General features: G+C 66.8%; 8 protein-coding genes. 4 read left to right on the top strand and 4 right to left on the bottom strand.

What is annotated here, in order from left to right:
- Positions 1–24 precede the first annotated feature (24 nt).
- The 3 genes from QMX82_RS12615 (at position 25) to QMX82_RS12605 (ending at position 2,832) form a co-directional block, all read left to right on the top strand.
- Positions 25–1,029, top strand: a complete 1,005-nt coding sequence (locus QMX82_RS12615; RefSeq protein ID WP_282283963.1) for a ribonuclease Z — start codon at positions 25–27, stop codon at positions 1,027–1,029.
- A 102-nt stretch (positions 1,030–1,131) separates the two neighbouring features.
- On the top strand, positions 1,132–2,253 hold the full coding sequence (locus tag QMX82_RS12610; RefSeq protein WP_133859387.1) for a YncE family protein: 1,122 nt from the start codon (positions 1,132–1,134) through the stop codon (positions 2,251–2,253).
- Between the two features lie 108 nt (positions 2,254–2,361).
- Complete coding sequence (locus QMX82_RS12605; RefSeq protein ID WP_263258691.1) at positions 2,362–2,832, top strand: MEKHLA domain-containing protein; 471 nt, start codon at positions 2,362–2,364, stop codon at positions 2,830–2,832.
- A 168-nt stretch (positions 2,833–3,000) separates the two neighbouring features.
- Here QMX82_RS12605 and QMX82_RS12600 read toward each other — a convergent pair whose 3' ends face one another.
- From QMX82_RS12600 to QMX82_RS12585, 4 genes are all read right to left on the bottom strand, one after another.
- Positions 3,001–3,669 carry a LutC/YkgG family protein gene (locus QMX82_RS12600; protein ID WP_133859385.1) on the bottom strand — a complete coding sequence of 223 codons (669 nt, stop codon included), beginning with the start codon at positions 3,667–3,669 and terminating at the stop codon, positions 3,001–3,003.
- Positions 3,666–5,111, bottom strand: a complete 1,446-nt coding sequence (locus QMX82_RS12595) for a LutB/LldF family L-lactate oxidation iron-sulfur protein (protein WP_133859980.1) — start codon at positions 5,109–5,111, stop codon at positions 3,666–3,668. Before QMX82_RS12595 ends, QMX82_RS12600 begins: the two co-directional genes overlap by 4 nt.
- 5 nt (positions 5,112–5,116) lie before the next feature.
- On the bottom strand, positions 5,117–5,941 hold the full coding sequence (locus QMX82_RS12590; protein ID WP_133859384.1) for a (Fe-S)-binding protein: 825 nt from the start codon (positions 5,939–5,941) through the stop codon (positions 5,117–5,119).
- 71 nt (positions 5,942–6,012) lie between these two features.
- Complete coding sequence (locus QMX82_RS12585) at positions 6,013–7,707, bottom strand: lactate permease LctP family transporter (RefSeq protein ID WP_282283958.1); 1,695 nt, start codon at positions 7,705–7,707, stop codon at positions 6,013–6,015.
- Positions 7,708–7,928: 221 nt separating this feature from the next.
- On the opposite strand from QMX82_RS12585, the gene QMX82_RS12580 reads away from it, so the two are divergent.
- Positions 7,929–8,696 (top strand): FCD domain-containing protein, encoded by a 768-nt coding sequence (locus tag QMX82_RS12580; protein WP_133859382.1) that lies wholly within the window; start codon positions 7,929–7,931, stop codon positions 8,694–8,696.
- Positions 8,697–9,014: the final 318 nt, after the last annotated feature.

Raw genomic sequence — 9,014 nt, 5'->3', positions numbered from 1 at the left:
AGTGGCCTTTTGTCGGCCCCCCCAATGGATCTCTTGTTCCCCGCCCCCGCGGCGGGGGGGCCGACCCGGCGGCGCAACGTCTCGGCCCTTGCCCTGATCGAGGACCAGGGCAAGGGCTGGTTTCTCGTCGACTGCGGCGAGGCCACCCAGCACCAGCTGCTGCGTACCCCGCTGTCAGCGGCGGATCTGCGCGCCATCTGCATCACCCATGTCCATGGCGACCACTGCTATGGCCTGCCAGGGCTGCTGGCCAGCGCCGCCATGACCGGACGCCGCCAGCCGCTGCTGCTGATCGCGCCCCAGGCGGTCCATGACTGGCTCGCCGCCACCCAGCTGCTGACCGCGCTGCACCTGCCTTTCGAGCTGCGCGTCCATGCCCTGGAGGGTTTTACCGGCGTTGCCGTGGGCGCCTGGGATATCGACGCCTTCGCGCTTTCCCATCGGGTGCCCAGTCACGCCTTTCGCTTCCGCGAGACCCGTCGGCCGCAGCGCCTCGATCCCGCGGCCCTGGCGGCGGCCCAGGTGCCGCGCGGGCCGCTGTGGGGGCGGCTGCATGGCGGTGAGGACGTGCTACACGAGGGCCGCCTGCTGCGCAGCGCCGACTTCCTGCAGGCGGCCCATGGCGAGCGGCGGTTGGTGGTGGCAGGAGATAACGACGATCCCGCCTTGCTGACGGAGGCCTGCCGGGGTGCTCAGCTGCTGGTCCATGAAGCCACCTACGCCCAGGCGCAGATCGACAAGACCGGGCAGAGCTGGGGCCACAGCAGCGCGGCCGGCGTCGCTCGTTTCGCCGAGGCGCAGGCGCTGCCGGCGCTGTTGCTCACCCATTTCAGTCCGCGCTATCAGGCTGAGGCGGGGCGTTCGCCGTGCATCGACGAGCTGCGCCGGGAGGCCGCGGCCTGCTACAGCGGTCACCTGCAGCTGGCCGAGGATTTCGCGCGCTTTCGCCTGGATCGTCAGGGCCAGCTGAAAGCCCTGGACCAGAGCGGCGGGGCAGGGGATGGCGACCCGCAGCAGGAAAGAGGCTGAAACGCTTCGGTCTTGTCTGACCTGTTCTCCTTGGGCATAGTGCGAACGTTTATCATTTCAGGATCCTTTCGATCCCTCGCACCTCGTCCCTAGGAGAAGCAAATGGCGGTGTCTTTCAACAAGGTCTCGACGCTGGGCGCCATGGCGCTACTGTCCCTGGCAGTGGGGGCCTGTTCCAATCGCCCGGAGGCACCGATGCCACCGCCACCCGCGCCGGCGCCTGTCGCCGCGCAGCCGGCCGCGCCCCAGGCGCCGGCCGAACTCAAGCGCATCGAGCTGGGCTACGGCGTCTACGAGCTGGCCTACAGCCCGGCCAAGCAGTCGGTCTACGCGGCGACCGCCCAGCTGACCAAGGGCGTTACCGGCGGGGTGATCTACCAGCTGGATCCGGCAACCCTGGCCATCACCGGCCAGATCCATACCGATCTGAAGAACTTCGCCCTGACCACCGATGCCAGCGGCGAGACGCTGTTCGTCACCAACTCCCTGGACGGCGGTCTCAGCCGTATCGACCTGCGTACCGGCAAGGTGGAGAAGCGGCTGAAATTCAACGAGATGGGCCGCGACGGCCATCCGGTCAATCCGCGCCAGGTCATCCTGCATGACGGCATGCTGTATGTCGGCGGTGTCGGCGATCCGGGGGTGATCTGGGTAGTGGATGCCAAGACCCTGACCCTCAAGGCGCGCATTCCCAATGCCGGCAAGTGGGTGACCGGCCTGCTGTATTCCGAGGACACCGGGCGCCTCTATGCGGCCAACGGCAGCGGCGAGGTGCTGGTGATCAATCCACGCACGCGCAAGATCGAGCACCGCTGGACCCCGGGCGATGGCGGCAAGTACCTGCTGCTGAACCTGGCCGAGGATCGTGCGAACCACCAGCTGTTCGTCACCGACAATTCCGAAGCCAAGACTGTGCTGGTCTTCGATATCCGCAGCGGCAAGGTGATCAAGCGCCTGCCGGTGGGTGACGCCCTGGCCATCAAGCTCAATACCAAACGCAATGAGCTGTACATCACCCAGCGCGAAACCGGTCGGCTGCTGATCCTCGACGCCACCACCTACGCCGAGAAGAAGGCCTACGACCTCAAGCCCAATCCCAACAGCCTGCTGGTCAGCCCGGATGGCCAGACGCTGTATGCGACGGTGAAGACGCCCTTCGACAAGGAATACATGAACACCGCGCCGGAAAGCGTGGTGCGCATCGACCTCTCCGCGGTGAAGTAAACCGCGCCGCCCTGGCTGCCGCAGCGTCCTGCTGCGGTGGCCCCGGGCTTCCCACGCCCGCCGGCTTGCTCTTGAATGCGTGGGTCCCACCATCCAGGAGCCGCCACCTTGTCCGCGACCGATCTCAGCCTGCTTCCGCTGCTGGAAGCCTCCTACCGTCACTGGCTCGGCCAGCCGCTGCCGCGTCCCGCGGGATTACTTGCGGCCGACGTCCCTGCCTGGCTGCATGAGCGGGCACCCTATGCCCTGCTGGCGCACGGTACCGAAGGTGATCCGCTGTTCTGCTACGCCAACGGTCAGGCGCTGAGCTGCTTCGGCTATCCGCGCGCCGAATTCATCGGCATGCCCTCCAGGTTCAGCGCCTCACCCAGGGACCGGGACGAGCGTCAGCGCCTGATGGAAGCGGTGGGGCGCCAGGGTTATGCCTGTGGCTATGAGGGCTGGCGGGTCGATCGAGACGGTGAGGCCTTCCAGATCCATGCCGGCGTGGTGTGGAATCTGCTTGATGTCGACGGGCAGCGGTTGGGGCAGGCCGCGTTGTTCTGGCCGGACCCGCAGCGGATTGGGCAGCTGGAGTGAGGCAGAGATCGTTGGGCTCGGCTGCGCTCGGAAGATCGGCGAATTCGTGGACAAGGCTGCGCCGTTGTCCACCCTACGCCTAGCCTGACGTCGTAGGGTGGACAACCGCGCAGCGTTTTCCACGCGAGGGTAATGCCAGGCTATCCCGACTCACCCCGGTCGGATGCTTCACTCGTCCTCGACGATCAGCACCACCAGATCCTTGGGCCCGTGGGCGCCATAGGCCAGTACCTGCTCGATGTCGGCGGTCTTGGACGGTCCGGAGATCAGCAGGGCATTGGTCGGCATACCGTCCTGCCAGCGGTGCTGTTGCTGCAACTCGTAGAAGTTGTCCACCACGGTGCTGGCCCTGAGCAGGGCGATGTGCAGCGGTGGCACCAGGCTCATCAGGCGCGGTTCCTGGCGATCCGGCCAGAGCACCAGACTGCCAGTGGAGGCCAGGGCGCCAAGGGTGCCGGTGAGGCTGGCCGGGGTGTCGTTGAACAGTTCGGCCTTCCACTCTTCCACGGGGCGATCGTAGGCCTTCCAGCGCGGTGAGCCGTCGCCCTGCCAGCGCTCCACCAGGCGCGCACCGTGGGGCGTGCCGGGAGCGATCAATAGCTGATCCAGACCCCGTTCGGCGAGGACGCGCTCGACCAGCGCCGGCCAGTCCGCCGCGGTGGTCAGGTGGGTTTCGGTATGCACCGTCTCCATCAGGGTGCGCAGGCGGGCGACGCGCTCCGCAGGTGGATAGCGCCAGGGTTCGGTCACCAGGGCTTCATCGAAGGTGTCCGCCAGCGGCTGGGTGCCCTGCAGACTGCCGCGCAGCTTGGCGAGGATGTTGTCGCGGGCGCTCATGGGCGTTTCTCCAGGTGGTCGCGGGCCAGTTCGTGCAGCGAGCGCGATGCCGGCCTGGGCGCGCTGTGGTGCTCCGTCCAGGGGCCGAGCTGGCCGGGGGTGAAGCGGCCGAAGCGGGTGGCCAGGTAGCTGAAGCCGCGATAGAGCAGCGGCGAGGTGTAGAGATTCTGCCAGGCATGCCAGGTCCAGCGCTCCCGGGCGGAGAACTTGCTGCCCTGGCCGCGCAACAGGTGCGGCTCGGCATTGGGCGCCTTGACGTTCTCTTCGCGCAGGCGCCGCAAGAGCGCCGGAATCGGGATCTTGACCGGACAGACCTCTCCGCAGGCACCGCACAGCGAGGAGGCGCTGGGATGGTCGGGCGCCTGCTCCAGGCCGACCAGGTGCGGGGTGATGATGGCGCCGATGGGGCCGGGATAGACTTCGCCATAGGCATGGCCGCCGATGCGGGTATAGACCGGGCAGTGGTTCATGCAGGCGCCGCAACGGATGCAGTTGAGGGTCTGGCGCAATTCGCTGTCGGCGAAGGCCTGGCTGCGGCCGTTGTCCAGCAGCACCAGGTGCACCTCGCGCGGTCCGTCCAGTTCCTCGGCCTTGCGCGGCCCGGAGATCATGTTGACGTAGGTGGTGATCGGCTGGCCCAGGGCCGAACGGGTCAGCAGCGACAGCAGTGGCACCACGTCGCGCAGGTTCTCCACCACCTTTTCGATACCGGTCACGGCGATGTGCACCGGCGGTACCGTGGTGGACATCCGCCCGTTGCCTTCGTTTTCCACCAGCAGCAGGGTGCCGGTCTCGGCCACGGCGAAGTTGACCCCGGAGATGCCGATGTCGGCCTCGAAGAATTTCTGCCGCAGCACCCGCCGACCGGTCTGGATGAGTTCGTCGACGTCGGTGGTGTAGGGCTCGGCGAGGTGCTCGTGGAAGAGGGTACCCACCTGCTGCCGGTTGAGGTGGATGGCCGGCATGATGATGTGCGAGGGCTTCTCGCCGGCGAGCTGGATGATGTACTCGCCCATGTCCGATTCCAGGCAGTCGATGCCCTGGGCGCCGAGGACGTGGTTCATGTCCATTTCTTCGCTGACCATGGACTTGCCCTTGATCAGCAGTTTGGCCGCATGGCGCTCGGCGATCTGCTGGACGATGGCGTTGGCTTCGGCCGTGGTCTCGGCCCAGTGCACCTGGACGCCATTGCGCTTGAGGTTGGCTTCCAGGCGTTCCAGCAGCTCCGGCAGCTTGGACAGCGCCCGGGCGCGGGTGCGATTGCCCAGTTCGCGCAGCCGCTCGCGCTCGTCGGCATCGCTCATGCTGGCCAGGCGCTTGGTCATCAGCGAATCCATGGCCGTGCGGAAGTTGCGTCTGAGCTGGTCGTCGCCCAGGGCCTGGCGGGCGCGCGTCTTGAAGGGGGGCGCCGCGCTGATGTCGGTGAGGGGGATCTTGAGCATCTCGTTCACGCTGCACCTCCGATACGGCGCCAGAGAAAGCTCGCCAGGTGTTCGCCACGCAGGGCGGCGCGCTGCTTTTCCAGGGCGCCATTGATGTTCATCAGGCAACCGCAGTCGGCGGTGAGCACCTGGGCCGCGCCGCTGTCCTGCAGGGCGCGGGTCTTGTCCGCCACCATGGCGCCGGAGATGTCCGGCATGCGTACCGAGAAGGTGCCGCCAAAACCGCAGCATTCGCTCTCGTGGTCATGGTCGACGCGCTCCACGGCCTGCAGCTGGCCGAGCAGGGCGCGGCCGTGCAGGTGGGTCTGCATCTCGCGGCGGGCGCTGCAGGAGGTGTGCAACGCCACCTTGGTCGGGGCGCCGCGATCCTGGTAGTCGACCTGGCAGACGTGCAGCAGGAATTCCGCCAGTTCGTAGGTGCGCTCGGCCAGATCCCGTACCTGCCGCAGGGTCTCGGGTTCGTCGGCGAACAGCTCGGCATAGTGATGGCGCAGCATCCCGGCGCAGGAGCCGGAGGGCACCACCACCGGCCAGGGCTCGGCGAACAGCGCCAGCTGGGTGCGCGCCACGGCGCGGGCTTCCTCGGTGTAGCCCGAGGTGTAGGCGGGCTGGCCGCAGCAACTCTGCGCCTGGGGGAAATTCACGCGGATGCCTTCGCGCTCCAGCAGGCGGATGCTGTCCATGCCGGCTTCGGGATAGAAGAGGTCCACCACGCAGGTGCCGAACAGATAGACCTGGGTCGGCTTCTGCGGCGGATAGGTCCGCGGCGGCGCCAGGGGCGGGGCGGTGCGGGTGGCGTTGGGGGCGGCGTTGTGGAAGAGGTCGGTCATCAGGATACTCCGGGTTGGCCCGGTTAAAAGAGAGCCGGCGGTGACCGGGGTCGCCGCCGGGAAACGCACGATCAGTGCACCAGCATGCCGGTGAACACATAGGCCTGCGCCAGGGTGATAAAGCCGACCAGCACGGCGAAGCCGATGCTGTGCCGTACGGTGAAGCGGAACAGGTCGGACTCCTTGCCCACCATGCCGGTGGCGGCGCAGGCCACGGCGATGGATTGCGGCGAGATCATCTTGCCGGTCACGCCGCCGGAGCTGTTGGCCGCCACCAGCAGGGTGTCGGAAACGCCGATCTGGTGCGCGGTGGTCGCCTGCAGCGAGCCGAACAGGGCATTGGACGAGGTATCCGAACCGGTCAGGAACACCCCTAGCCAGCCCAGCAGCGGCGAGAAGAAGGGGAACAGCGCGCCGGTACCGGCCAGCAGCAGGGCCAGGGTGGTGGACATGCCCGAGTAGTTGACGACGAAGGCGAAGGCCAGCACCAGGCCGATCGACAGGATCGGCTTGCGCAACTCCACCAGGGTTTCCCTGAACACGCCCAGGGCGGTCGAGGGCTTGATGCGGAAGATGGCCATGGAGATCAGCGCGGAGATCAGGATGGCGGTGCCGGAGGCCGACAGCAGGTCGAGCTTGTAGATCGCCGGCATCGGCGTCGGCGTGGCCACGATCGGCAGTGTCTTGAGCACCAGTTTGTCCAGGTAGGGCACCGGCACGTTGATCACCAGGGCATAGAGGGCACCGCCGGTGGTGAACAGCGCCTTGAAGGCCTTGGTGGTCCAGATCGTGACGACTACGGTCAGGATCAGGAACGGCGACCAGGCCTTGATCACGGTACCCAGGGAATGCTCCGGAGGCAGCCGGCCGCCGCCGCCGAAGCCGGCCCCGCCACCCAGCATGGCGGCGCCGCCACCACCGACCACGGCAGTGGCGCCCGCGGTGGCCTGCTGCGGCTGGCGCAGCTTGAGGTAGCTGGTGAGGGCGATCATGGCGGCCAGCGACGAGGTGATGTCGGGCAGTTCCGGACCGATGAAGTTGGAAGTCAGGTATTGGAACACGGCGAAGGTGCCGCCGCAGATCAGCGCCGGCTTCCAGGTTTCCCGCAGGCCGCGCATGCCGTCCATCATGAACATCAGCCACAGCGGCACCAGCAGCGACAGCAGCGGCAGCTGGCGACCGGTCATGGCGCCGATCTTGAAGGCGTCGATACCGGTCACCTGGCCGGCGACGATGGTCGGGATACCCAGGGCGCCGAAGGCCACCGGCGCGGTGTTGGCGATCAGGCAGAGCCCGGCCGCCTTCAGCGGATTGTGGCCGAGGCCCACCAGCAGGGCGGCGGTGATGGCCACCGGTGCGCCGAAGCCGGCCGCACCCTCGAGGAAGGCGCCAAAGCAGAAGCCGATCAGCAGCACCTGCAGGCGCTGGTCGTCGGTGATGGACAGCACCGAGCTGCGGATGATGTCGAACTGCCCGCACTTGACCGTCAGCTTGTAGAGGAACACCGCCGTGACGATGATCCAGGCGATCGGCCAGAGGCCATAGAGGAAACCGTAGCCGGCCGAGGCCAGCGCCTTGTCCACCGGCATGCGATAGACGAACAGCGCGATGAGCAGGGCGATCGCCAGGGTGATGGCACCCGCCACATGGCCCTTGAGTCTCAGACCGGCGAGCGCGACGAAGAAGAACAGAATGGGCAGGGCGGCGACGAAGGCCGAAAGGCCCAGGCTGCCCAGGGGGAGATAGATCTGTTGCCAGGTATCCATCGGGTGCTCCTTGATTGTTTTTGTAGGGAGGCGGCAGGACGGGGTTGCACAAGATCGCGACCTGTGGCAAAAATTGGTAAGACCAATTTACAAGGGCGACTTCACGCACGTTAAGCGGGGTCTTTGCCCCTGTCAAACGCCTTGATCTGCGACTTTCGTCGGCCAGCACCGCCTGGCTGACGGACCCTCGCCACTGTCCGCGGCTTTTTTCGAGGTTTTTCATGGGGTTCGAACCGGTCAAGCAACGTCGTCTGTCGGACGACATCGTCAAGCACCTGGAGGCGCTGATCGCCGAAGGCTCGCTGCGCCCTGGCGAACGCCTGCCGGCCGAGCGGGTGCTGGCCGAGCGCTTCGGGGTATCGCGACCCTCGCTGCGCGAAGCCATCCAGAAGCTGATCGCGCGCGGCCTGCTGCTCAGTCGGCAGGGCGGTGGCACCTATGTCACCGAGGCGCTGAACAGTGCCTTCACCGATCCCCTGCTGCCGCTGCTGGAAAGCCGCGAGGAAACCCGCCGTGACCTGCTGGAGTTTCGCCACACCCTGGAAAGCGCCTGCGCCTACTACGCCGCCCAGCGCGCCACCGAGCCGGACCTGGCGCGGCTGACCCTGGCCTGGGAGCGCCTGGAGGACTGCTACCGCCGGCGCGACACCCTGACCCGGGAAGAGGAGGGCGAGGCCGACGCGGCCTTTCACCTGGCCATCGCCGAGGCCAGTCACAACGCCGTCTACCTGCATAGCATCCGCAGCCTGTTCGAATTGCTGCGCCACCACATGGTGACCAACATCGGCGGCATGCAGGCGCAACGGGGCGAAACCCGCGAGCACCTGCTGGAACAGCACCGATCGCTCTACCAGGCGATTGTCGCGGGTGAAGCGGAAACGGCACGCGAGGCGGCGAGCCGTCACCTGGGCTATGTGCGGGAGGTTCTGGAGGAGGCCGGTGCCATGGCAGGCCGTCTAGCACGGGCCAAACGGCGCGATGAGCGCTAAAAGGATCTGGCGAAAAACATCATGATGTCATTATGCTATTGCAATAAGTTATCCGTCCGCGGCTAAAGTTTAGCGTTCCAGAGCTGATAACCCGGTCACACCTTCCCGCCTTCGCTGGCGTCTAGACCGGTACCCTCCTGTGGAACACGCCTCTTCTTCGCCCTCGTTCATCGATCTTACCTTCACCCCTGCATTGCTCGGTGCCTGCGGTACCGGCGCGATCCTGTTCGTGGGCGGCGTGACGTCGACCACCCTGGCGCTGAGTGCCACCCAGGTGGTGCTCGCCGCCGGTCTGGGCTTCTGGCAGCTGCGTCGCGC

Origin of the sequence: Pseudomonas sp. PS02302 (genome assembly GCF_029959585.1) — a bacterium.
GTDB classification, from domain to species: domain Bacteria; phylum Pseudomonadota; class Gammaproteobacteria; order Pseudomonadales; family Pseudomonadaceae; genus Chryseomonas; species Chryseomonas aestiva.
This window is presented reverse-complemented; position numbering and strand designations above follow the sequence as displayed.

Coding starts and splice junctions, on each gene's coding strand:
- QMX82_RS12590 (WP_133859384.1), bottom strand. CDS start 5,941: ATGACCGACCTCTTCCACAACGCCGCCCCCAACGCCACCCGCACCGCC.
- QMX82_RS12615 (WP_282283963.1), top strand. CDS start 25: ATGGATCTCTTGTTCCCCGCCCCCGCGGCGGGGGGGCCGACCCGGCGG.
- QMX82_RS12585 (WP_282283958.1), bottom strand. CDS start 7,707: ATGGATACCTGGCAACAGATCTATCTCCCCCTGGGCAGCCTGGGCCTT.
- QMX82_RS12580 (WP_133859382.1), top strand. CDS start 7,929: ATGGGGTTCGAACCGGTCAAGCAACGTCGTCTGTCGGACGACATCGTC.
- QMX82_RS12595 (WP_133859980.1), bottom strand. CDS start 5,111: ATGCTCAAGATCCCCCTCACCGACATCAGCGCGGCGCCCCCCTTCAAG.
- QMX82_RS12600 (WP_133859385.1), bottom strand. CDS start 3,669: ATGAGCGCCCGCGACAACATCCTCGCCAAGCTGCGCGGCAGTCTGCAG.
- QMX82_RS12610 (WP_133859387.1), top strand. CDS start 1,132: ATGGCGGTGTCTTTCAACAAGGTCTCGACGCTGGGCGCCATGGCGCTA.